Source organism: Atlantibacter sp. MEI4A-1023, assembly GCF_056155425.1.
Genome location: NZ_CM149568.1, coordinates 4,290,686 through 4,315,768, shown reverse-complemented (window position 1 = coordinate 4,315,768; position 25,083 = coordinate 4,290,686). Strand labels below are relative to the sequence as shown.

The following is a 25,083-nucleotide window of genomic DNA, read 5'->3' as shown; positions in this document are numbered from 1 at the left end:
AACTATATAATGTTCTGAAGAGCGCGGCTACCAGGACAAGAATCAAAGGATTGAATGTGGTAACTCGTCGCTCCAGGATCAATATCGCCCTTTTATGCGTGCTTACCGGGATGAATGTTCCCGCTTATGCAGAAGCCACGGTCAATCAACAGGCGTTAAGTCAGCAACAACAGGATGCGGCCAGGCGCAACCAGCTTACGCCAGAGTCAAAATCGCTGCTGACTCCAGAGGTAGAACGCGTTAGCGATGAACTTATCCTGCCGGAGGAAAAAAATTGCTATCCCATCCAACACGTGACGCTGGAAGAAAGAGATGCGCTTCCACACTGGATGGTTTTCCGTGATCTGACCCATCAGGTTGAAGGAAAATGTATCGGGATCAATGGCATTAAAGCCCTGCATAAAGCGGTGCAAAACCGCTTGATCTCCCACGGTTTTATTACCACCCGCGTTCTGGTGCCTAATCAGGATCTCGGCAAAGGTACGTTGGCGTTACGGTTTCTGCCCGGAAAGATAAGTGAAATCGAATTCAAAGACGGTTCGGGAAGTTATATACACGCACTGAATAACTTCCCCGAAAAGAAAGGCGATTTGTTGGATCTACGCGGCCTTGAACAGGGGATTGAAAATTTACAGCGTATCCCAGGCAGCACGGCGCAAATCAACCTTGTGCCCGGTGAAAATGCCGGTGAAACGAAAGTGGAAGTGAACCGTAAGCAGCTTAAATCCTGGCGTCTTGGCGCCTGGGCTGATGATTCAGGCAGCAAGTATACCGGGCGCTATCAGGGCGGCCTGGCATTCTATCTTGATAACCCCTCCTCGCTGAACGACATGTTTTATGCCGCCTATGGCGGAGGAATGAAAAATGAAGATGGCCGCCGTAGCGATAACGTTTCTGCGTTTTATTCTGTTCCCTGGGGCTACTGGCTAATGGAGCTGTATGGCAGTAAATACCGCTATACCCAGACCATTCGCAGCGGTGATTTTAGCTATCTTTATAGCGGCATTGAAAAACTGATCACCGCCCAACTCAGCCGGGTAATGTATCGCAGCGCCAGCCAAAAAACGACGCTCAGCCTGAAAGCGATAAAGCGCGATTCCAGTTACTTTTTGAATGATGTGGAAGTTGAAGTGCAGAAGCGTGATACCAGCGCCTGGAAACTCAACCTTGAACATTTGGCTTATTTCTCCTTTGGGCAGCTTAAAGCTAACCTGGGCTACCAGCATGCTGCTCCCTCGTTCGGCCAGAAGCCAGATGCTGAAGAAATGGCTGGCAGCGCAGACAGGCTGGCGCGGATATTTACCCTGGGCGCGGATGGCACCTTCCCCTTTAAAATCGGCGGGCTGTCGATGAGCTATGAACCGCACTTTATGAAGCAAACCACGCCCGATCGCCTGACTCAGCCGGATAAATTCACGCTGGGCAACCGTTGGAACGTACGGGGGTTCGATGGTGAAAACACCCTGTATGCCGACAAAGGCTGGTATTTGCGGAACGACATTAACCTGAATCTACCGGAATGGGGTATGCAGCCTTATATTGGCGTGGATTACGGCGAAGTGAGAGGGTCGAAAAACGATTACTGGAGCGGCAAGCACATCGCGGGCGCGGCGGCAGGCGTTCGAGGCGTTAAAGGCAAATTTGGCTATGATCTTTTTGTCGGCGTCCCGTTGTTAAAACCTGATGAATTGCATACCAGCCCGGTCAGCGTCGGCTTTGCCGTACAATGGCAATATTGAGCCAGGGCGACAGGCAAATACGCTCGATTATCTCAGCCTGTTCGCCGATAAATCACTTTCCTTATTTTACCTTTCGACCATTAGGCTACACACTTAACAGAACTGATTTCTATTAAGGGAGTAGCTTATGTGGTTGCAGCAGACTCTGGCGCTAAAAGCGAGGCCGAGGGGCTTTCATCTCATCACGGAAGAAATCCTCAGCCAGATAGACGCGCTTTCAGACATCAAGGTCGGGTTACTGCATCTGCTGCTTCAGCACACCTCTGCTTCTATCACGCTGAATGAAAACTGCGATCCTTCGGTTCGCTGCGATATGGAGCGCCATTTTCTTCAGGCGGTGCCGGATAACGCCTTCTGGGAACATGACGATGAAGGGCCCGACGATATGCCCTCACACATTAAGTCGTCAATGCTGGGTGTTTCGCTGTTGCTGCCCGTCAAGAATGGCCGGGTGCAGCTTGGCACATGGCAGGGGATTTGGTTAGGGGAACATCGCATCGACGGCGGTTCACGCCGTATTGTCGCCACATTACAAGGGGAATAATGATGACCAACTCGGAGCTACTGCAATATTGCATGAGTAAACCAGGTGCTGAACAAAGTGTACATAGCGACTGGAAAGCAACTCAGATTAAAGTGGCGGATGTGCTGTACGCGATGGTGCATGATGTTAATGACCGCCAGGCGGTGTCATTGAAAACCAGCCCTGGTCTTGCCGATCTGCTACGGCAGAAACATGAAGATGTTTTTCCGAGCGCGCATCTCAACAAGGCGCACTGGAGCACGCTGTATTTAGATGGCAGCCTGCCAGATTCACAAATTTATTATCTGGTCGATGCATCTTATCAACAGGCGCTGGGGCTATTACCCGAGCAAACCCGGCAACAGCTTTCTGTCTAGCGGAATGGCGTAGGGCTCTGGCTCTACGCTGATTTTTTAAAAGTAGAAATTGATGAGAGTAACTGTCTTTATCAAAAATAAATCATGCGATAGCGATTAGTAATGGATGCGTAATAAATGGAATATTCCCCTATGGTTATCAAAATGTTTTATTTTGAACTAAACAACGGATGACTTTTTTAATGGATATTGCTTTATGAATGGTTTGACCAAATAAGGCCGCATTGCTCCAGTTATTAGGTTGGATTTATAGTTTGCGGTGATGTATTTTAAAATGTATTTTTTGGTAATTTATTTCGTTTTGTGTTGGGGTTTTTAATTATTCTCCCCATAATAAAAACGCGCCTGATTAAATTCATTATTTATTATTGGTTTTGATGAAATATTTCAGCTAATGCATTTGGTGAATAAAAAGGGGCTTTTTAAGAAGGTGTGAAAGGAGAATAAAATGCGAAATGGGAAATTAAACAACATGAAAAATAAATCAACGCTACACGCTACGCTAGGCCCTGTATGCTTCGCTACATTACTGGCACTGGGCATGGTCCAACCCACTCATGCAGCTATCACTGCGGATACCAGTACTGCTAATCAACCTGGCATCCATACAGGTGCTAGCGGCGCAACGATCGTAGATATTAATAAAGCAAGCGATCAGGGTGTATCCCACAATATTTATTCTGAATTTAATGTAGATAAAAATGGTGTGGTCCTGAATAACAGCACAACTAACACCAACACTCAGCTCGCAGGTAATATTAACGGCAACAGCAATCTGGCAGAGCAAAGTGCAACCATCATTCTTAATGAAGTGCGCTCTTCCGATCCGAGCCAGTTGAATGGCATGGTAGAAGTCGCGGGTAAATCCGCCCAGGTCATTATCGCCAACCCATCGGGTATTACCTGTGACGGCTGCGGCTTTATCAATACCAACCGCGCTACCCTGACCACGGGTACGCCGACCGTTGACGAAAACGGCAAGCTGACCGGTCTGGACGTTAAACGCGGCCAGGTTGAGATCACGGGTAACGGCATGGATGCGGGTAATACGGGTACGCCGATGTATACCGATATCATTGCGCGCTCTGTGAAATTAAATGCCAATTTACAGGCCCAAAACCTCAATATTGTTACCGGTACGAATCATCTTGATAAGCAAGGCACTCTTACCCAAATTGAAGGTGAAAGCGTCGCGCCGACCCTGGCGCTGGATGTCTCAACGCTGGGTTCAATGTATGCCGGCAAGATCAATATGATTGGTACAGAATCCGGTGTCGGTGTTCGTCTGGATCATGCGGATTTAACGGCGACAGATGATATTGCTATTTCAGTTGATGGCAAACTGGATAATAACGGCGGTCGTATTCAGGCAGGCCACAATATCATTTTGGACAGCGCGTCGCTTAATAATGAAGATTCTGTCATTCAGGCTCATGATACGTTGAGCATTTCTACTCAAGGAGAGTTCAACAATAAAAATGGTAGCGTGGCAGGTAATGCAGTGACAATCCGCTCCGATGCCCTGAATAACCAGGATGGCTATATCACTTCCCAGGGAAGAATGTCTCTCGTCGGCTCAGAACTCAATAACGTCCGTGGTAATATCCACAGCGGGGACGATATGTCGATGAGTTACAGCTACGACTACCATACCAAAACGACGATAAACACCATTGATAATAATCAGGGACGCATTGTTTCAAATGGCAATCTCTATGTACAAAGTACGGTGATCAACAATGATGCCGGCCTGATTAAAACGGATGGGCAACTTTCGTTAAATGCAGGGACATTGAATAATAACAACAGCGCTCAGTTTAAGGGTGACAATAATCAGAAAGGTGGGATTTATGCTGGCGGTGTGCTGACGCCGACCAGTGATGTCCATTCTCATTATTTAAATAACACTTCATATGTACATGCTGACACGCTTAATAATGATGAGGGTATTATCCGCTCGTCAGGCAACGGTGTTGTGCTAGACGTATCAGGGTCAAATACCATGACCAATAAGGGTGGGATTATCGGCTCGGCGGGTGATTTGTCGATTAATTATGGGAGTCAAGTCAACAACACTGACGGTATTATTGAAAGTACCGGGAACATGGCGTTGACGGCGGGCAAATACATTGCAGATACCACCGGGGTAGTGAACGCGGGTCATAATCTGGACCTGATGATGAGTAGCGGGTTTGAGAATGCTGGCCTTATTAAGGCTGCTAACGACTTGAATTTCGGTTTTATAAAATCGCATCAGCCAGTAAATGTCACCTTTACCAATAAAGGACAAATGCGGGCGGATGGGCAGGTGACAATGAACCTCCAGGGCGTGAACTTTATTAATGAAGGCAACGTTTACGGTAATAAAGGCATTAACTGGTACGGTCAGGACGTCACCAATAAAGGCCAAATAAACAGTAATGGTGACATTTACTTCGGCGTGAATACGCTGACGAATGAAAAGTCTGCTGTTATTAAAGGCGAAAGCGTCAAAATCAGTGCTGCAAGCGTGAAGAACGAGGGAACAATCACTCCTGACTATACGCCAGTACAACCAGATAATGGTGGCTCGTCTGGTGGTGGATCACATACGCCTTCAAACAACGATGGCTCACGTACACCGATTTCACATCACTAATTTTTATCGATAATAAAAAGCCCCGCTGATGCGGGGCATTTCTTTTATTTTAATAAGGGTTTTAAGAAGCGCGCGGTATAGGACTCTTTGCATGCCGACACCGTTTCAGGCGTGCCGGAAACCAGAATTTCGCCGCCGCCGCTACCGCCTTCCGGGCCGAGATCCACAATCCAGTCTGCGGTTTTGATTACGTCCAGGTTGTGTTCAATCACCACAATGGTATTACCCTGATCGCGCAGCTGATGCAGCACGTCGAGCAATTGCTGGATATCGGCAAAATGCAGGCCGGTAGTGGGTTCATCCAGGATATACAGCGTCTGGCCGGTGCCGCGTTTTGACAGTTCGCGCGCCAGTTTCACACGTTGCGCCTCGCCGCCGGATAACGTAGTGGCAGACTGCCCAAGACGGATATAGGACAGCCCCACGTCCATCAGGGTTTGCAGCTTACGCGCCAGCGCAGGCACCGCGTCGAAGAACGCACGCGCATCTTCAATCGTCATGTCCAGCACTTCATGAATGCTCTTGCCCTTGTACTTAATTTCCAGGGTTTCGCGGTTATAGCGTTTGCCTTTGCACTGGTCGCACGGCACGTAGATGTCCGGCAGGAAGTGCATTTCAACTTTAATGACGCCATCACCCTGGCAAGCCTCGCAGCGGCCACCGCGCACATTAAAACTGAAACGTCCCGGCGTATAGCCGCGTGTACGCGATTCCGGCACACCGGCAAACAGCTCACGCACCGGCGTAAACACGCCAGTATAGGTCGCGGGGTTAGAGCGCGGCGTACGACCAATAGGGCTCTGATCGATATCGATAACCTTATCGAAATGCTCCATGCCATGAACTTCGCGATACGGCGCGGGCTCGGCGATAGTTGCGCCGTTAAGCTGGCGCTGGGCAATCGGGAACAGCGTATCGTTGATCAGTGTTGATTTACCCGAACCGGATACGCCGGTAATACAGGTAAACAGACCCACCGGCAGCGTCAGGGTCACGTCTTTCAGGTTGTTGCCTTTTGCGCCCACCAGTTTAAGCACTTTCGCCGGGTCCGCCGGTACGCGCTGTTTCGGCACCGCAATTTCACGTTTGCCGCTCAGGTACTGGCCGGTCAGCGATTCCTGAACCGCCATGATGTCTTTCATGGTGCCTTCAGCGACCACCTGGCCACCATGTACGCCCGCGCCCGGACCGATATCGATAATATGGTCGGCGGCGCGAATCGCGTCTTCATCATGTTCCACCACAATCACCGTGTTACCGAGATCGCGCAGGTGGATTAAGGTTTCCAGCAAGCGTTCGTTATCACGCTGGTGCAGACCGATTGACGGTTCATCCAGCACATACATCACGCCTACCAGGCCCGCGCCGATTTGGCTTGCCAGACGGATACGCTGGGCTTCGCCGCCGGACAGCGTTTCTGCCGAACGGGAGAGCGTCAGATAATTCAGACCAACATTGACCAGGAATTTCAGACGATCGCCAATCTCTTTCAGCACTTTTTCGGCGATTTTCGCGCGCTGGCCAGAAAGTTTCAGATTGGTAAAGAAATCCATCGCGTGGCCGATGCTCATATCAGAGATGGTCGGCAGCGCGGTGTTTTCGACAAACACATGGCGCGATTCACGGCGCAGACGGGTGCCTTCGCAAGTGGCACAGGGGCGGTTGCTGATAAATTTCGCCAAATCTTCGCGTACGGCAGAAGACTCGGTTTCTTTATAGCGACGCTCCATATTGTGCAGCACCCCCTCAAACGGATGGCGGCGCACGGAGGTGTCGCCACGATCGTTCATGTATTTAAATTCGATGGTTTCTCGCCCTGAACCGTTAAGCACGACGTTTTTCACGGTAGCGCTGAGTTCATTCCACGGTGTTTCCACATCGAATTTGTAGTGATCCGCCAGCGAGCGCAGCATGGTGAAATAGTAAAAGTTACGGCGATCCCAGCCGCGGATCGCGCCGCCAGCCAGCGACAGCTCGCCGTTTTGCACCACGCGATCCGGGTCGAAATATTGCTGAACGCCCAGGCCGTCGCAGGTCGGGCATGCGCCTGCCGGGTTGTTGAACGAAAACAGGCGCGGTTCAAGCTCGCGCATGCTGTAGCCGCACACCGGGCAAGCAAAGTTAGCCGAGAACAACATTTCTTCCGCGTCGGGGCTATCCATATCCGCCACCATCGCCGTGCCGCCAGAGAGTTCCAGCGCGGTTTCAAACGATTCCGCCAGACGCTGCGCCAGATCCTCACGCACTTTGAAACGATCGATAACGACTTCGATGGTGTGCTTTTTATGCAGTTCGAGCGTCGGCGGATCGGAAAGATCGCACACCTCGCCGTCAATACGGGCGCGGATATACCCCTGGCTTGCAAGGTTTTCCAGGGTTTTAGTGTGTTCGCCTTTACGCTCTTTGATGACCGGCGCCAGCAGCATCAGGCGCTTGCCTTCCGGTTGCGACAGCACGTTATCCACCATCTGGCTAACGGTTTGCGCCGCCAGCGGGACGTTGTGATCCGGGCAGCGCGGTTCGCCGACGCGAGCAAACAGCAGGCGCAGATAGTCGTGAATTTCAGTAATGGTGCCCACCGTGGAACGGGGGTTATGCGACGTCGATTTTTGCTCAATGGAAATCGCAGGGGAGAGCCCCTCGATATGATCGACATCCGGCTTTTCCATCAGTGACAGGAATTGACGGGCGTACGCCGACAGCGATTCGACGTAGCGACGCTGCCCTTCGGCATACAGAGTGTCAAAAGCCAGTGAGGATTTGCCTGAGCCCGACAGCCCTGTCACGACAATAAGCTTGTCGCGGGGGATGACGAGATTGATATTCTTGAGATTGTGGGTGCGGGCGCCCCGTACTTCTATCTTATCCATTCACCTTTCCCGGTAGAAACGCTGTTTGCCTGGTCTTTCATGTTGCGCAAGAAAAGAGAACCGGCTGCCAGAAACGGCTAATTATGACACAATTTGACCTGAATGGATATACAGTATTGGAATGCATCTTCCAGCATTTTGTGCGAAAATGTCGCCCTGGCGCTTTTTTCTGGAATACTGCTCGCAGCTATTAAACTGCGGCTTTGTGATGGTACAATCGCGCGTTTACACTATTTAGAAACCTTTCAGGAGACTCGATCATGGCCAGCAGAGGCGTAAACAAGGTTATTCTCGTGGGTAATCTGGGCCAGGACCCGGAAGTACGCTATTTGCCGAGTGGTGGCGCAGTCGCTAACTTCACGCTGGCTACTTCGGACTCCTGGCGCGACAAGCAGACCGGCGAAATGAAAGAACAGACGGAATGGCACCGCGTTGTGATGTTCGGCAAACTGGCGGAAGTAGCTGGCGAATATCTGCGTAAAGGTTCCCAAGTCTATATTGAAGGACAGCTGCGTACCCGCAAATGGACCGATCAATCCGGTCAGGAGCGCTATACCACCGAGATTAACGTACCGCAAATTGGCGGCGTTATGCAGATGCTGGGTGGACGCCAGGGCGGCGGCGCACCGGCAGGCGGCGGCCAGCAGCAGGGCGGTTGGGGCCAGCCTCAGCAACCGCAGCAGCAGCAAGCTCAGGGCGGTCAGTTCAGCGGCAGCGCGCAACCACGTCCGCAGCAACAGGCTCCGGCACAGTCTAACAACGAACCGCCGATGGATTTCGACGACGATATCCCGTTCTGATGTCGAATTAAGCATCAAGCAAGAAGCCCGCGATATATATTGCGGGTTTTTTATTTTCATCTTCTTTTATGCATGTGCATGAATAATATTGTCCCACCCTGGTATCCTCACCAGGATTAATGGGCGACTGCTACTCTCCTGCCGGTTACCTCTACCTCTTTGTTAGGATTTTCGCCTTATACATCTAATGCGAAACTAGCCCCTACAAAATAAGTGGCTTTATATTAGGTAATAATCCCGTCAATAAATAATTTCCAGCGGGTGTTAAATAAAGCCGGAAAAAATATTTAATATGACAGGGAGATCGGATGACTGTTGTAAGTAATCCTTTTAACGCAGACTGGAGCCGCCGCGGCAATTTGCTTTGTCATGGGCACTGGATCATTACGTTTGAAGGCCGGCCAGTAGAACTTCCTGAAGCCCGGCGGGAGAAAGATATGGGCACCCGGGGGATCTATTCTATTATTGACCCGGAGGATGAAACCTTCGCCGATGGATTGCCAGAAGATGAATGGATAATCGAAAATGTTGAATGGTTAACCGACTGCTTTTTTGATAACACTATACCGCTGGACGAAGAGAATTATCGGGGCTTTTGGAAAGCGGTCAACAAGCAGGACTGGCGCTGCACCAGTTGCGCAGGCTGCATGTAAAAAAAAGCCTCTGCAGAGCAGAGGCCAGAAAATCAGGTCAGGATCATCGGCCACTCAGGCGGCGTCTTGCTAAGCACATCCCACATCACATCCTTGACGTGAGTCCATGTCGCCGCAAAATCGATAGACAAGCCCAGCAGTCCCGTCGCAAAGGCGCAGGATGCTGCAATGCCTATTCCGCTGCTGATTACCGCCAGCACTGCATAATCAGATTTACGAAATTGAATATTCAGGGTGCTGGCAAGAAACATCATCACTGCGCTGATAATTTGCCAGCGCATCATAACAATGCCAGTAGTCAGGGTAGCCATGTCACTGATTCCTTTATATAAAGGCAACACTTGTCAGCGCAGGAGGCAATACTCCAGGAGGGTGGCTGGCAAGCGTGGGGTTACTAACAATGAACGCAAATGCTGTAGTTGCATCTGATATGTGAACTATATCACATTTGTTCTTTTATTAGCCACATCGAAGCGCGAAATTTTTAAGCAATTATATCCTTTGTATTTTTGTGGAATTACGTCTGGATTAAACGGAGCGTTATTCCATTCGGTAATTAAAATTGTTAAAAACTCATCCTTTTGTCGTATTTATTTCCTGGCCAGTGGCTGAAATAGTGAACAGAGCTATGTTAAATAACATTTGGTTAATATTTACATAACTCTGGTCCTGCATTATGCTGGAACATCACATTGCCTTTACGTGTAATAAATAATTCAACTCTATGATTTAAAGAGCGTTAGTAAGTGATGTCATTATTAATTTACGCATCGGTGTACATTTGCTTTAGCCGCTTAAATTCGTTATTTGCGCTTCGCTGAATTGAATTATTCATTGCAGGTAAGTGTTTATTATTTTTATTTTCAACAACATGTGAAAATGATAAAAAATGAATACTGCACAAAAACACAATCTCTTAGGGGATGGTGCTCAAGTATTACGAATCCTGACTCAGGTTATTCCCCAGCTGTTACCGCATCGTTCTCTGTCGGATATCGTTGGAGATATCCAACATGCTCTGGGCAGCTCCGTCACCTGGATTGCCGTTGAGCGTGACGGCGAACTTCAGGTTAACCACTCTGGCGAGGGCAGCGATTGTTATGCCCAGGCATGCCAGGTTCTGATGCACCCGCGAATCATCGACCATCCTTACGCCTGGCGTATTCTTTCCTGGCCGCACAGCGTAGGGGAGCTATTTTATCCAGATGAGGAAGCGCATCTCAGAGAGTTGCAAACCGGTATTTTATGCAAATTATCCCTGCGGGATTACGGTTCAACCGCCTGGCTTTTTTTGGCCTATCAGCACACCTTGCCGTCCATTACTATTCTCAAACATGGCGTGACTATTCTGGCAGACAAGCTGCGGGATTATTTGCTCGAGCAATCCGCCCGGGAATTCGCTTTTCATGAATTACAGCATATTTCCGAGCAATATAAGATACTTTTTGAGCGCGCCCCGGTATTAATGAATTCATTCGATCGCAATGGCCGATGCACTCTCTGGAACGGTGAATGTGAAAGAGTGTTTGGCTGGACGATCGATGAAATTAACCAGGCAGAAGATCCGCTCGCGCTATTTTATCCTGATCCGGCTATTCGCAGTGAAGTGCGGGAATCGGTAAATACCAGCCCGCTGACGGCCATGAAAGAATGGCACCCCCTGAGGCGAGACGGTTCAATGTTAACCACGCTGTGGGCTAATATTTTATTGCCAGATAATAGCGTGCTTAATATTGGTCTCGATATTACCGCGCGAAAGCAGGCAGAGCGAATACTCACCTTAAAAGCGACCATCGATGATTTAACACAGTGTCTGAATCGTTCAGAAATTTTAAAGAAGCTGGAAAGCGAACTGGATACCAGTCCGGAGACGCAGTTTGCTGTTTTAATGATCGACTTAGATTATTTTAAGCGCATTAATGACTCATGGGGACATGCCGCAGGTGATAAAGCGCTATTGCATTTTTGTGACTGTATTCGAGCGTGCCGGTTTCCTGAGTTTTATGTTGGTCGTTTAGGCGGCGAAGAATTTTTGGTAATACTTAAGAATGCTGATTGTGATGATGCAGTGGACTTTACCATGCAGTTGCGTGAACGGTTGATTTCATCGCCATTACTGATTAATGAAGAGCCCGTCGTGTTATCCTTCAGCGCCGGGGCGATTGCCGTAACAAGTGGGGAGTTGCCTCTTTCGCACGTACTTACTGAGGCAGACAAAGCGCTTTATCAGGCCAAACACACCGGAAGAAGCCGTACCGTTTGCGCCCAACCGGGGAAAATGTGTTAACGCGTTTGCCTGTACCCGGTATCCATAGAAAATTTAGGTCATTTAATTATAAAAATCTTAATTTGATGTAATTAAGGTTACCGGGAAACAGCAAAAATAACGCACTTAAGATAAATTGACGCTTTTTTTTGGGTAAAATCTGTGAATAACCTTAACGGATATAGAAATTATATTCTGTGATAATAAAATCCTGTTGCTAATGTTCCGTTATTCATGCAACGTAACGCCTGTTTGCAGAGTGTCTATTCATAACCAAGCAGGCACAAACAGCAGGGATATGAGATCACGATGAATTTCAGGGCACGAAAAGACGCGTTACGACTGGCAGGCATTACACTCGTGGTGCTGCTTCCTGTCGTGCTTGCCCTGTGGTTAGCCCATCTTCGCGCAATAAGCGATACCCGTGAACATCTTCACGCGTTTGCTCAATTAGCGCTCGACAAAACCGAAATTGTAATCAAAGACGTTGATTCCGCTCGCGAAGAAGCTGTCTCATGGCCAGGTTTAATATGCAGCCCGGATCACCGGGCGAATATGCTAAATATTGTGCGCGGCCATCTTTATGTTGCCGATTTAATTTTTGCCAATGATGATGAATTTCAATGCTCAACGGCAATGACCATGAAACAACATTGGATCATGGATGCTGCTAATTATACGCGCAGCACAAATATAGCCATTTATTATTATCGTGATACGCCATTTTATTCCGGTCATAAAATGGTTTATATGCGTAAAGGAAATTATGTAGCGGTAGTCAATCCGCTTTCCTATAGTGAAGTGATGTCCACGGACAGCCATTTACAGTTTGGTCTGTTTGATACCGTGACAAATAAATTTTTTTCGCTGAGCCAGCAAGCCGATCCGAAATTATTCGAACAACTGATCCGCAATAGCGACATGAATTTCCAGGTGGACGATCGCTATTACGCAATTGCTAAATCCAGCGTGCGCCCGATTGCGATTCTTGTCTCGACCAGTTCACAGCGTATATTCCAGGAGTGGTTTCACCAGATTACCCTGACATTACCGCTGGGGCTAATCTGTAGCGTTATTATCCTACTGATGTGGTCGCGAACCCGCCAGCAGTTTAATTCGCCTGCCCGGAGGCTACAGCGCGCGCTGCAAAAGCGTCAGCTTTGCCTCCATTATCAGCCGATTGTGGATATCAAAAACGGGACTTGCGTCGGTGCCGAAGCGTTATTACGTTGGCCGGGCTTTAACGGCCCGGTGATGAGCCCGGTTGAGTTTATTCCGCTGGCGGAAAAAGAGGGGCTTATCGCCCGGGTCACCGATTACGTTATTGAAGAGCTGTATCAGGATCTCGGGACGTTTCTGGCCGCGCATCCTGAACTTTATATTTCCATTAACCTCTCCGCGTCAGATTTCCATTCTGCGCGGCTTATTGCCCTGATTGAACAAAAAAACCGGCAATTCGGTGTGAAAGCGCAGCAAATAAAAATAGAAGTTACCGAGCGTGGCGTCATCGATGTGACGAAAACTGCACCGGTCGTACAGGCGTTCCGTCGTTCAGGATTTGAAATCGCCATCGACGATTTTGGTACTGGCTATTCCAATCTTCATAACCTGTACTCACTGAACGTCGATATGTTGAAAATCGATAAAACCTTTATCGATACGCTGACCACCAACAGCACCAGTCATTTAATCGTTGAGCATATTATTGAAATGGCGCAGAGCCTGCGCCTGAAGATTATTGCTGAAGGGGTGGAGACCCCTGAGCAAATTAGCTGGCTGTTAAAGCGTAACGTGCAGTTCTGTCAGGGGTGGTATTTCGCTAAGGCGATGTCTTCTCATGAACTCATTAGCTGGGTGTATGAGCCTGAGGTTAAAGCATTATTACGCGAGGCTAACCCGGCGACTCTGGTCTGAAGGCGATAGTCGGTGGGCGTAATATCGTATTCCCGCCGGAACACGCGTGAAAATGTCTGCTGTGAAACGTAGCCATGATCCATGGCGATATCAAATATGGGCCGCCGCGTATTACGCAGCGCTTCTGCCGCCATCGATAACCGGCGCTGGCGAATATACTCCCCGAGCGACTGCCGCATCACGGTGCGAAACATCCGCTGTAGGTACCACTTTGAATAACCTGATTTTTTCGCCACCACGTCGATATTCAGCGGTTGGTCAATATGATCATCGATCCATTCAATCAGCGTGCTGATAATTTCCGGATGTGACATAAGCGCCCCTCATCGTTAGTTATCGATAGTCGTTCTCATTGGCGGCGAGTATAATTCCTCAAGTTAACTTGAGGTAAAGCGTTATGGAGAAGAAAAAACCGCGCATTAAACCCTTTCTGACGCCCGGCGAAGTGGCAAAACGCACTGGCGTCGCGGTTTCTGCGCTGCATTTTTATGAGAGCAAGGGGCTTATCAAAAGCACGCGCAATGCGGGCAATCAGCGGCGCTATAAGCGCGATGTGCTGCGTTATGTGGCAATCATAAAAATTGCCCAGCGTATCGGTATTCCGCTTACCACCATCAATCAGGCTTTAAGCGTCCTGCCTGAAGGGCATTCAATCAGCCCGAAAGAGTGGCAACAGCTTTCGTCGCGTTGGCGGGAAGAACTTGATCGACGGATCCAGACATTAACGTCATTGCGGGACGAACTGGATGGCTGTATCGGCTGCGGTTGTCTGTCGCGTAGCGATTGCCCGTTGCGTAACCCGGAGGATCGGTTGGGCAAGGAAGGGACAGGCGCGCGGTTACTGGAAGACGGCGAGCACTAAAAAAACTAAAGCGCCAACTGCGGCGCTTTAGTTTGGTTCCGGTCTTTGTCTTTATCAGTATCCCGCTTTCTCACGGGAGGGTTTCCCCCGACTTCGGCGCCCCTCAATCGTAGTCTCTCAGGAGGTTCCGGCTTGCACCGATAATTTCAGTATATCCCTGGTCCCTGTTTCTTCCAGCCGTTCTGGCGATTTTTTGCACTAACTTTTGCGACAACTTGCCGCACTTTTCTATAGTTAATTTAACCAACTTGCGATGAGAAATTGCCATGCTGACCGTGCATCACCTGAATAACTCCCGATCGCAGCGCATCCTGTGCGCGCTGGAGGAGCTTAATGTGCCCTACCAGATTGTTCGCTATCAACGCGAACCCACGATGATGGCACCGCCTGCGCTTAAGAAAGTGCATCCGCTGGGTAAATCGCCGGTGCTGGAAGATGAAGGGGTTGTGCTGGCGGAATCCGGCGCGATCCTGGAGTACCTCCAGGAAACCTACGATACGCAAGGGCAACTCAAGCCTGCCGATGCGCAGGGGAAAATCGATTACCGCTTCTGGCTGCATTATGCAGAAGGCTCGTTGATGCCGTTGCTGATGATGAAACTGGTATTCAGCAGCCTCGGCAAACCGCCAGTGCCGTTTGGTTTTCGCACTGTAGGGAAATTGTTAGGGCAGGGGGTGCAGAAGGGATACCTGAATAAGCAACTCGCCACCCACGCGCAATTTATCGAGCAATCACTTAATGGCCGCGAATGGTTTGCCGGGGATCGCTTTAGCATGGCGGATATCCAGATGAGTTTTCCCGCCATTGCGTTGTTGACCAGAGGCGGGATTGATCACTTGCCTAATCTTGAACGCTGGAAGCAGCGTTTCGAACAACGTCCAGCCTGGCAGCGCGCCATCACTAAAGGTGGACCATTTTCCCTTCCCGGCGGCTAATTCCGCCTTCACGGCCATAACAACATCCCGTGATGTTGAGCGGATTTTGTTATGGCTTTGCGCATCGACGATAACGTTTGCGCATATGTCGGTGAAGAAATCATCACCTGGATGAATTTTTGGCTAAAAGCGGCAAAGTTAAGTTGAAAAACCCCGTCATAAGGCTGGATAATCGTTTGCCTTAACTTTACGCACCGTTTTCTATGCGCGGAGTTAAACGTTTGCTTATTGTGACCCCGCCCATTTGTCACTCATTGAGCACAGGGATCTGACGTTTAACTGGCAGCGGGTTGTCCACCACGCATTAAGAACGAACTACACATATTCTCAGGGGAAGTTTCTATGTCTACGCCATCTGCGCGTACCGGCTCGCTTGATGCCTGGTTTAAGGTTTCTGCTCGTGGCAGTACCGTCCGCCAGGAAATCGTTGCAGGCCTCACCACCTTTTTGGCCATGGTCTATTCCGTCATCGTGGTTCCGGGCATGCTGGGCAAAGCGGGTTTTCCGCCGGCCGCCGTTTTTGTTGCTACCTGTCTTGTTGCCGGTCTCGGCTCCTTACTGATGGGCCTGTGGGCAAACCTGCCGCTGGCGATCGGTTGCGCCATCTCGTTAACCGCTTTTACCGCGTTCAGCCTGGTGCTGGGCCAGCAAATTAGCGTACCGGTCGCCTTAGGCGCGGTATTCCTGATGGGCGTGTTGTTTACCATTATTTCCGCCACCGGCATTCGTAGCTGGATTTTACGCAACCTGCCGCAAGGCATTGCACATGGCACCGGCATCGGTATCGGCCTGTTCCTGCTGCTGATTGCCGCGAACGGTGTGGGCCTGGTGATTAAAAACCCACTGGACGGCTTGCCGGTCGCGCTGGGCCACTTCGCCAGCTTCCCGGTTATTATGTCGTTGATTGGCCTGGCGGTGATTATTGGCCTTGAAAAACTGAAAGTGCCGGGCGGCATTTTGCTGACTATTATCGGCGTTTCTATCGTCGGCCTGATTTTCGACCCGAGCGTGAAGTTCTCTGGTCTGTTCGCCATGCCGTCGCTGAGCGATGAAAACGGCAACTCGCTGATCGGTAGCCTGGACATCATGGGCGCGCTAAACCCGGTAGTGATCCCAAGCGTACTGGCGCTGGTGATGACCGCAGTATTCGATGCCACCGGGACGATCCGCGCGGTGGCCGGGCAGGCAAACCTGCTGGATAAAGACGGGCAGATTATCGACGGCGGCAAAGCGCTGACCACCGATTCCCTGAGCAGCGTGTTCTCCGGCCTGGTGGGCGCAGCGCCTGCGGCGGTGTATATCGAATCCGCAGCGGGTACGGCAGCAGGCGGTAAAACCGGCCTGACGGCGATCACCGTCGGCGTACTGTTTCTGCTGATCCTGTTCCTGTCTCCGCTCTCCTACCTGGTGCCTGCCTATGCGACAGCGCCTGCGCTGATGTATGTCGGCCTGCTGATGCTGAGCAACGTGGCGAAAATCGATTTCGCCGATTTCGTCGACGCGATGTCTGGCCTGATCACCGCCGTGTTTATCGTGCTGACCTGTAACATCGTAACCGGCATCATGATTGGCTTTGCATCGCTGGTGATTGGTCGTCTGGTGTCCGGCGAATGGCGCAAGCTTAACGTTGGCACTGTGATTATCGCTATCGCACTGGTGGCGTTCTACGCGGGCGGCTGGGCGATTTAACCCTCATGCATTCTGACGAACGGGCCTAATTCGGCCCGTTTTTTGTTTTTAAGGCACATCCTGTTTCCTTTTTATTGGTGTCGATGTTCTATTATCTGAGGAGTCTCTTTTTTCGACAGGCATCATCGCATTCAAGGACAGCATGGAAATCTTCTTTACCATTCTTATCATGACCCTTGTGGTCTCGCTCTCCGGGGTCGTTACCCGGGTACTTCCCTTCCAGGTTCCCCTCCCGTTAATGCAAATCGCCATCGGCGCATTGCTCGCCTGGCCGACGTTTGGTTTGCATGTGGACTTTAATCCAGAACTGTTTCTGGTGCTGTTTATCCCGCCGCTGCTGTTTGCCGACGGCTGGAAAACGCCGACCCGCGAGTTCCTCGATCACGGCAGGGAGATTATTGGCCTGGCGCTGGCGCTGGTGCTGGTCACCGTTGTCGGTATCGGTTTCCTGATTTACTGGATGGTGCCTGGCATCCCGCTGATACCCGCTTTTGCGCTGGCGGCCGTGCTTTCCCCAACCGATGCAGTGGCGCTGTCCGGCATCGTCGGCGAAGGGCGGATACCGAAAAAAATCATGGGCATTTTGCAGGGCGAGGCGTTGATGAACGACGCATCTGGCCTGGTGGCCCTGAAGTTTGCCGTCGCGGTAGCGATGGGCACCATGGTATTCACCGTAGGTGGCGCAACGGTAGAGTTTATGAAAGTGGCGGTAGGCGGCTTGCTGGCCGGTATCGCCGTCGCCTGGCTGTATGGCCGCTCGCTGCGCTGGCTGAGCCGCTGGGGCGGCGATGAGCCTGCCACGCAGATCGTGCTGCTGTTCCTGCTGCCGTTTGCCTCTTACCTGATTGCCGAACACATTGGCGTCTCAGGCATTCTGGCCGCCGTGGCCGCCGGGATGACCATCACTCGTTCCGGGGTGATGCGCCGCGCGCCGCTGGCGATGCGCCTGCGCGCCAACAGCGTCTGGTCGATGCTGGAGTTTGTGTTTAACGGCATGGTGTTCCTGATGTTGGGCCTGCAAATGCCCGGTATTCTGGAGACCTCGCTGACCGCCGCTGAGGCCGATCCGAACGTTGAACTGTGGATGCTGTTCCTTGATATCTTCATCATCTACGCCGCGCTAATTCTGGTGCGCTTTGCCTGGCTGTGGGTGATGAAGCACTTTAGCCGCCGCTTCCTGAAGAAGAAGCCGATGGAGTTTGGCGCATGGAAAACCCGCGATCTGCTGATTGCCGCTTTCGCGGGCGTGCGCGGTGCCATCACGCTGGCGGGTGTGCTCTCTATCCCGTTATTGCTTGCAGACGGCACACCGTTCCCGGCGCGTTATGAGCTGATTTTCCTGGCGGCGGGGGTGATCCTGATTTCTCTGTTCGTCGGCGTGATCATGCTGCCCATTCTGCTCCAGCATGTGGAAGTGACCGACCAGGCGAAAGCGCGGGAAGAGGAGCGTCTGGCGCGTTCGGTGACGGCGGAAGTCGCGATCGTCACTATCCAGAAAAAAGAGGAGCGCATGGCGGCCGACGTGAATGAAAACATCGATACCCAACTGCTGAAAGAGGTAAGCGCGCGGGTGATTGGTAATTTACGCCGCCGGGCAGATGGGCGGAGCGATGCGGAAAACAGCGCGCTGGAAGAGAATCTGGAACGTCGGTTCCGCCTTGCCGCGCTGCGTTCAGAACGCGCGGAACTGTATCATTTGCGCGCCACGCGGCAGATCAGTAACGATACGCTGCAAAAACTGCTGCACGATCTCGATCTGCTGGAAGCCCTGCTTATCGAGAAGCATTAAACCCTACTGGCCAGTTGCGGCTGGCCAGTACTCTTTGCAGCATTTCAGCCAGGCCTGAGCGCTGTGGGAAAGATAAACCCCGTCACGCCAAATCATCCCTAACTCCCAACGCAATGGGCTGCGCAGCGGCAGCCAGGTTAAAATCGTGCTATCCAGCTTGCGGCAAATGGGCTCCGGTAAAATTGCAATCCCGACGCCCGCCTGCACCATTGCCGCCAAAAAATCCCACTGGCCACTGCGTACTGCAATATGCGGATTCATGCCGAGCGTGGCGAACAATTGCATGAGCTGGCGGCTTAACGAAAAGTCTTCGTTGTAGATCAACAAGGGGTGACCGGACAGTTCTTTCGGCTCGACAAAATCCCGTTTTACCCACGTGCCGGAGCGGGGAGCGAGCACACACAGCGGATGGCTGAACAACGGAAGCGTGGCGAAGTGGTGTTCCTCTTCAACCGGCAGTGCGGTCATGGCTAAATCCAGTTCGCCGTTCATCACCGCCTGTTGCACGGTCAGGCTGCCGAATTCGGAAATCTTCAGTTCCACGCCGGGAAAGCGTTGGCGGTATAAGCCGATCGGCCCGGCCATTAGCATCCCAACCATAGGCGGGATACCGAGGCGCAACGTGCCTTTATCAAGGTGATGGATGTCGCTGAGCTCGGCCTCAAGCTGGCGAAATTCCGCGAGAATGGCGATCCCACGTTCATAGACGACTTTGCCGGTATCGGTCAGCAGCAGCTTGCGTCCGTCGCGGATCAGCAACGTACAGCTCAGCTCATCTTCCAGATTGCGCAGCATTTTGCTGATGGTCGGCTGGGTAACATACAGATTCTGCGCCGCGCGGGTAAAGCTTTGCTGTCTCACCACTTCGACAAAATAACGCAGCGTTTTGATATCCATAGGAGATCCGGCCTTTGGGTAATTTTCTTAAGTTTACTCTATTTATAACAGGGTTAATGGGAGGGGTATCAAGCGCTGGCGCAAGAAAAAGAGAGGAAAAAGCCCCGCCTGTGACAGTGGGGCTTGCAGGGAGTTAATGCGCTTTATGCGCCATAATTTCAATAATTTGCTTGTCGGTTTGCTGCATGGAATGGCAGGCCAGCGCGCAGAGATTTGAGATGGATTGCTCAACGTCCTGCGCCACAATACCTTCGTTGCCTGTCACCGCCGTATTATCCAGCGCCATCAGCACGGCTTTCCAGGCGGCTGCTGCGCTTGTGGATACCTTCATGGCACAACTGTTAGATGCGCCATCGCAAATCATTCCGCTCACATCGCCAATCATACTGCTGATAGCCATGGCGATGGTGTCATAACTCCCCTCCGCCAGCCATGCCATGCCTGCCGCTGCGCCCATGGCCGCCGTCGTGGCGGCGCATAACGCCGATAAGCGAGGCAACTGGTGGTGAATATAGATGGCGCTGAGATGTGAGAGCATCAGCGCACGCGCTAAACGCTCATCATCCGCACCAAAATATTCAGCCACCACCATGACGGGGACGGTGGCGGTAATGCCCTGATTGCCTGATCCCGAATTACTCATCGCCGGTAGCGTCGCGCCGCCCATTCTTGCATCCGATGCCGCACTGGTACGAATCACAATCGCGGTTGAAAGATCGTTTGCCAACAGGCCGCGCGCGCATTGTTTTTCCAGCGTCGCGCCAATGTGTAATCCCCAGACAGTGCGCAACCCTTCCTGAGATAACGCGCCGTTCAACGTTGCCGCATCAAGAATAAAACGTATCGACTCAAACGGCGCACCGTTAACGAACGCCAGTATTTCTTTCAGCGATGTGTTTGCTAACACCGCCAGCGGAGACGCGCATTCTTCATCCTGCGCGGTATTGTCCTGCGAAAAGACAATTCCCTGATGGGTTTCGATGCGCACAATGTGGGTATGCCCGCCCACTATCGTCACGCAGGCCCACGCATCGCCGTTGAAGACTTTGGCGCGGGCAAAGAGAATGTCATCGCACGGCTCCTGCAATCGCACCGCTACGTTACCGGCGTTCAACATCGCTTTCGCCGCGTTAATCGCCTGTACCGATGCGCCTTTAAGCACTTCAAGGCCCGCATTGCCGTCACCGCCGAGCGCGCCGAGCGCCGCCGCGACAGGCAGCCCAACCATACCGGTGCCGGGAACGGTCACACCCATACCGTTTTTCATCAGGTTAGGGGAAACCCAGGCCTCGATGCGCTCAACCGTTCCGTCGAGATGGGCTGCCGCGGCTGCGGCCGCTAAGGCCAGAGAGATCGGTTCCGTACAACCCAGCGCAGGTTTGACTTCTTCCTGCACGATCTGGATAAAGCTTTGCCATAACGGTTTTAATAAAATTTCAGACATAACAACAACCTTAAAATTACACGTAATCAGGAGAAAGCCAGGAACGGAGAAACGCAAAGCAGCAGGCCTGTAACGATAATTAAATACAACGACACCCCTTTATATTTATGCAGCGCAGGCACTTTGTAGACCAGCCAGGCGGGGATCAGGCAGCCCACCATACCGAAGATGGGGCTACAAATAGAGGTGAAACTCAGCACCGGTGCATTCAGTACGATTGCGCTCCATGCCAGTAAAATGGCGAACAGCATGATGCCGCGTTGAACCAAATCTTCGTTGATACGTTCCGCAGGCATTTTGCGACGCAGAATATTCATCACAATTCCCTGGGTCGCTTCACGAAAGCCCAGATAGACGCCAAAGAATGCCGTCATCACCGCAAAGATATTCAGGATCACGCTGACCCCTTTGACCCAGCCCGAACCCGCGCCGTTAATGAACTGGGCGGCAATCGCCAGGGCGGAGATATTTTGCTCATACGCTTTCACCGCTTCGTCATGGCCCATCGCCAGCGTGAACGACACGGCATAGAAAAAGACGGTGACAAACAGAATGCCAAACGCAATATTCATCGCGCGTAACGCTTTATGACGCGCGACCTCAATGGACTTCTCGCGTGAACGATAGGAAATTACCATCGGGCTGAGTGTTTGAATAAACAGAATAGAGGTCAGCGTAAAAGGGAGAGTAATAATCGCATTTTTAATCAGCAGCGCGACGGGCGGTAACGCGCCAATATTATATAAATGCCACATACCGACCATGGAAATACCCAGCGCAGCCACCACCAGGAGTTTGGTTAGCACCATACCGGTAGAGATCTTAAACAACAGTTTCTCGCCGCGCGATGAAATAGCCACCAGAATACAAATCAGCACCAGCCCATAGAACGGGCTGTCTGACAGTAACCCGTCGGTGACGCCGAAGGTGTGCAGATAAGACGCGCTGTCGTTAGTAATTGCCGTGGAATAAACGAACATCCAGATGACGAGCATCACAAAATACAGTGCACCTAATAATATTCCCCAGTTCTTGCCCAGATATCCGCTGATAACGCTGGGGTAATCTTTACATTCCGGGGATTCAGCAAGGGTATTAATAAACAGCCGCTGAAATAAATACATGGCCGGATAGCCAATAATAGAAGAGAGTAAAAAGACCCACAGGCCCATTAATCCCACCTGGACCGGAAGAAAAACAATGCCCGCACCAATTGCCATGCCAATACTCATAATGACCCAGCCGGTATCCGTGCTGTCGAATTTAATGGCTTCTTTCCATTCACGTTCGGTCATTCCTGCCCGAGCCGCAGGGCTCGTAATTCCGCGTATTACGCTATTATTCGTTGCCGTTTCCATAAAGAACTCGCTCACCAGGTAAGTAGGGTTTTTTTATTGTTCGTGCCGCATCGAGGCGATATGCGATACGTAATTTGCAGGCGAGTCATTAGAATGAGGAAATAATACGCGCGGCGTCAGAGAAAAACTTTGCAAACTGATTCGGATATTAGCCTAAGCCAAATAATAAATTTCTCCGATGAGCAGGGGTTTTAGAATGGTTTTCTTAATTTGATGCGAATCACAAATAAATTATGTTCCTTTTTGCAGCCCATAACGAAGAAGGGAGCCTTTCGGCTCCCTTACTTCAGTTACTGAGGCGAGGCGCGCAATATCAGTGCGCGCGACCCTGCTCGATACCAATACCGGTTTGCGAGCGGATAAACTGGGCGCGGAATTTCTCGCGTTCCAGATTGCCCTCTGCGCTGTTATCGGTAATTGAGAACACCCAAATCCCGACAAACGCCACCAGAATCGAGAACAGCGCCGGGTATTCGTACGGGAATACCGGTGCAGCATGGCCGAGAACCTGAACCCAAATGGTTGGGCCGAGGATCATCAGGATAACCGCCGTCAGCAGACCCAGCCAGCCGCCAATCATTGCGCCGCGCGTGGTCAGTTTCGACCAGTACATCGACAGCAGAATGATAGGGAAGTTACAGCTCGCCGCGATAGAGAACGCCAGGCCCACCATGAAGGCGATGTTCTGTTTCTCGAACAGGATACCCAGCAGGATAGCGATAACACCCAGCACCAGCACCGTAATTTTGGACACCCGCAGTTCATCACGTTCGGTTGCGCCTTTACGGAACACGTTAGCGTACAGATCGTGTGATACCGCTGATGCGCCCGCCAGCGTCAAGCCTGCAACCACTGCCAGAATCGTGGCGAAGGCCACCGCCGAGATAAAGCCGAGGAACAGGTTACCGCCCACGGCGTTCGCCAGATGGACTGCCGCCATGTTGTTACCGCCGATCAGCGCGCCGGTCGCGTCTTTAAATACCGGATTAGCGCCCACTAACATGATTGCGCCGAAGCCGATGATAAAGGTCAGGATATAGAAGTAACCCATAAAGCCGGTGGCGTAGAACACGCTCTTACGCGCTTCGCGGGCGTCGCTAACGGTGAAGAAACGCATCAGGATATGCGGCAAACCGGCAGTACCGAACATCAGCCCCAGCCCCAGCGACAATGCAGAGATCGGGTCTTTCACCAGCCCGCCAGGGCTCATGATCGCGGCACCTTTCGGGTGAACCGCCATAGCTTCGCTGAACAGGTTATTGAAGCTAAAGCCAACGTGTTTCATGACCATAAAGGCCATAAAGCTGGCACCAAACAGCAGCAGCACCGCTTTGATGATCTGCACCCACGTAGTGGCGAGCATGCCGCCGAACAATACGTACATCACCATTAGCACGCCGACCAGCACCACCGCGATGTGGTAGTTCAGGCCGAACAGCAGTTCGATCAGCTTACCTGCGCCCACCATCTGGGCGATCAGGTACAGCGCCACCACCACCAGCGAACCGCACGCCGACAGCACGCGGATTGGCCCCTGCTTCAGACGATACGAGGCCACGTCAGCAAAGGTATATTTGCCGAGGTTACGCAGGCGTTCCGCGATCAGGAACAGGATAATCGGCCAGCCCACCAGAAAGCCCAGCGAGTAAATCAGCCCGTCGTAGCCAGAGGTAAACACCAGCGCCGAAATCCCCAGGAACGATGCCGCCGACATATAGTCGCCCGCAATCGCCAGGCCGTTCTGGAAGCCGGTAATATTGCCGCCCGCCGTGTAGTAATCGCTACGGGTGCGGGTGCGTTTCGAGGCCCAGTAAGTTATCCCTAACGTAAAGGCCACGAACACGATAAACATAATGATCGCCTGCCAGTTGGTCGGCTGGCGTTGAACGTCGCCGGTTAGCGCATCGGCGGCCAGTGTGCGGGTGGATAACCCCAGCAGCGCCATCCCCATCAATGAATGAAAACGTTTCATAATGCCTTCACCTCGTGCATCACGGCTTTATTGAGACGGTCAAATTCACTGTTTGCCCGCCAGACATATACACCTGTCAAAAAGAACGAGATCAGGATGACACCTACGCCGATAGGGATCCCGCGCGTGACGCTGGTGCCCGGATGCAACGGTGTACCCAGCCAGCCGGGCGCAAAAGCGATGAGCAAAATAAAGCTCACATAAATTACCAGCACGATAAGGGACAGAATGGTGGCAAACCGTTGCCGTTTTTCAACTAACTCCCTGAAATGCGCATTACCTTCTATCCGTTGATAAATTGGTTCATTCATCACAGAGTCTCCAGAGGTGTTCCCCCGCGTTTTTCGCGCCACAGCG

Annotated in this window: 19 protein-coding genes and 1 pseudogene; 12 read left to right on the top strand and 8 right to left on the bottom strand. The window is 51.4% G+C overall.

All coding sequences use genetic code 11. The annotated features are described in order from the left end of the window. Positions 1–56 precede the first annotated feature (56 nt). The 4 genes from ACVV26_RS20485 to ACVV26_RS20470 all read left to right on the top strand — a co-directional run bounded on the left by ACVV26_RS20485 (position 57) and on the right by ACVV26_RS20470 (position 5,277). Positions 57–1,739, top strand: coding sequence for a ShlB/FhaC/HecB family hemolysin secretion/activation protein (locus ACVV26_RS20485; protein ID WP_474799089.1), 1,683 nt, complete (start codon positions 57–59; stop codon positions 1,737–1,739). 127 nt (positions 1,740–1,866) lie between these two features. Beyond that, positions 1,867–2,283: a secondary thiamine-phosphate synthase enzyme YjbQ gene (locus ACVV26_RS20480; RefSeq protein WP_474799088.1), complete on the top strand. Its 417-nt coding sequence runs from the start codon at positions 1,867–1,869 to the stop codon at positions 2,281–2,283. 2 nt (positions 2,284–2,285) lie between these two features. Then, positions 2,286–2,639: an MmcQ/YjbR family DNA-binding protein gene (locus tag ACVV26_RS20475; RefSeq protein WP_312982309.1), complete on the top strand. Its 354-nt coding sequence runs from the start codon at positions 2,286–2,288 to the stop codon at positions 2,637–2,639. Positions 2,640–3,087: 448 nt separating this feature from the next. Beyond that, positions 3,088–5,277 carry a two-partner secretion domain-containing protein gene (locus ACVV26_RS20470; protein WP_474799087.1) on the top strand — a complete coding sequence of 730 codons (2,190 nt, stop codon included), beginning with the start codon at positions 3,088–3,090 and terminating at the stop codon, positions 5,275–5,277. A 44-nt stretch (positions 5,278–5,321) separates the two neighbouring features. On the opposite strand, the gene uvrA is transcribed toward ACVV26_RS20470, so the two are convergent. Continuing rightward, positions 5,322–8,147 (bottom strand): excinuclease ABC subunit UvrA, encoded by a 2,826-nt coding sequence (uvrA, locus tag ACVV26_RS20465; protein ID WP_474799085.1) that lies wholly within the window; start codon positions 8,145–8,147, stop codon positions 5,322–5,324. Between the two features lie 260 nt (positions 8,148–8,407). Here uvrA and ssb1 point away from each other — a divergent pair, with 260 nt between their 5' ends. Both ssb1 and ACVV26_RS20455 read left to right on the top strand, forming a co-directional pair. After that, positions 8,408–8,947 carry a single-stranded DNA-binding protein SSB1 gene (gene ssb1 / locus ACVV26_RS20460; RefSeq protein ID WP_474799083.1) on the top strand — a complete coding sequence of 180 codons (540 nt, stop codon included), beginning with the start codon at positions 8,408–8,410 and terminating at the stop codon, positions 8,945–8,947. 308 nt (positions 8,948–9,255) lie between these two features. Then, positions 9,256–9,600 (top strand): hypothetical protein, encoded by a 345-nt coding sequence (locus tag ACVV26_RS20455; RefSeq protein ID WP_474799082.1) that lies wholly within the window; start codon positions 9,256–9,258, stop codon positions 9,598–9,600. Between the two features lie 32 nt (positions 9,601–9,632). On the opposite strand, the gene ACVV26_RS20450 is transcribed toward ACVV26_RS20455, so the two are convergent. Then, complete coding sequence (locus tag ACVV26_RS20450; protein ID WP_312982134.1) at positions 9,633–9,911, bottom strand: YjcB family protein; 279 nt, start codon at positions 9,909–9,911, stop codon at positions 9,633–9,635. Between the two features lie 578 nt (positions 9,912–10,489). Here ACVV26_RS20450 and ACVV26_RS20445 point away from each other — a divergent pair. Both ACVV26_RS20445 and ACVV26_RS20440 read left to right on the top strand, forming a co-directional pair. Further along, entirely contained in the window at positions 10,490–11,887 is a 1,398-nt protein-coding gene (locus ACVV26_RS20445) for a GGDEF domain-containing protein (protein WP_474799080.1), read from the top strand. Positions 11,888–12,175: 288 nt separating this feature from the next. Continuing rightward, a complete protein-coding gene (locus tag ACVV26_RS20440; protein ID WP_474799079.1) occupies positions 12,176–13,780 on the top strand; it encodes an EAL domain-containing protein in 1,605 nt (534 codons plus the stop codon). Here ACVV26_RS20440 and soxS read toward each other — a convergent pair. Beyond that, positions 13,777–14,094: pseudogene (soxS, locus tag ACVV26_RS20435) on the bottom strand (superoxide response transcriptional regulator SoxS); the annotation flags it as partial. The gene ACVV26_RS20440 and the pseudogene soxS sit on opposite strands and share 4 nt — an antisense overlap. An 83-nt stretch (positions 14,095–14,177) precedes the next feature. Here soxS and soxR point away from each other — a divergent pair. From soxR to ACVV26_RS20415, 4 genes are all read left to right on the top strand, one after another. Then, the gene (gene soxR / locus ACVV26_RS20430; RefSeq protein ID WP_474799078.1) at positions 14,178–14,642 is read left to right on the top strand and encodes a redox-sensitive transcriptional activator SoxR; all 465 of its coding nucleotides are present in this window, start codon (positions 14,178–14,180) and stop codon (positions 14,640–14,642) included. Between the two features lie 266 nt (positions 14,643–14,908). Then, positions 14,909–15,577, top strand: a complete 669-nt coding sequence (locus ACVV26_RS20425; protein WP_474799077.1) for a glutathione S-transferase family protein — start codon at positions 14,909–14,911, stop codon at positions 15,575–15,577. 342 nt (positions 15,578–15,919) lie between these two features. Next, complete coding sequence (locus ACVV26_RS20420; RefSeq protein WP_312982141.1) at positions 15,920–17,266, top strand: NCS2 family permease; 1,347 nt, start codon at positions 15,920–15,922, stop codon at positions 17,264–17,266. Positions 17,267–17,408: 142 nt separating this feature from the next. Then, positions 17,409–19,055: a Na+/H+ antiporter gene (locus ACVV26_RS20415; RefSeq protein ID WP_474799076.1), complete on the top strand. Its 1,647-nt coding sequence runs from the start codon at positions 17,409–17,411 to the stop codon at positions 19,053–19,055. Positions 19,056–19,058: 3 nt separating this feature from the next. Here ACVV26_RS20415 and ACVV26_RS20410 read toward each other — a convergent pair whose 3' ends face one another. The 5 genes from ACVV26_RS20410 to ACVV26_RS20390 all read right to left on the bottom strand — a co-directional run bounded on the left by ACVV26_RS20410 (position 19,059) and on the right by ACVV26_RS20390 (position 25,037). Beyond that, the gene (locus tag ACVV26_RS20410) at positions 19,059–19,952 is read right to left on the bottom strand and encodes a LysR family transcriptional regulator (protein WP_312982144.1); all 894 of its coding nucleotides are present in this window, start codon (positions 19,950–19,952) and stop codon (positions 19,059–19,061) included. A 133-nt stretch (positions 19,953–20,085) separates the two neighbouring features. Continuing rightward, positions 20,086–21,396, bottom strand: a complete 1,311-nt coding sequence (locus ACVV26_RS20405) for an L-cysteine desulfidase family protein (protein ID WP_474799075.1) — start codon at positions 21,394–21,396, stop codon at positions 20,086–20,088. 26 nt (positions 21,397–21,422) lie between these two features. Continuing rightward, positions 21,423–22,754, bottom strand: a complete 1,332-nt coding sequence (locus ACVV26_RS20400; RefSeq protein WP_474799074.1) for an SLC5/6 family protein — start codon at positions 22,752–22,754, stop codon at positions 21,423–21,425. Between the two features lie 313 nt (positions 22,755–23,067). After that, positions 23,068–24,705: a cation/acetate symporter ActP gene (gene actP, locus ACVV26_RS20395; protein WP_474801939.1), complete on the bottom strand. Its 1,638-nt coding sequence runs from the start codon at positions 24,703–24,705 to the stop codon at positions 23,068–23,070. Positions 24,706–24,722: 17 nt separating this feature from the next. Continuing rightward, on the bottom strand, positions 24,723–25,037 hold the full coding sequence (locus ACVV26_RS20390) for a DUF485 domain-containing protein (protein ID WP_125294724.1): 315 nt from the start codon (positions 25,035–25,037) through the stop codon (positions 24,723–24,725). Positions 25,038–25,083 lie beyond the last annotated feature (46 nt).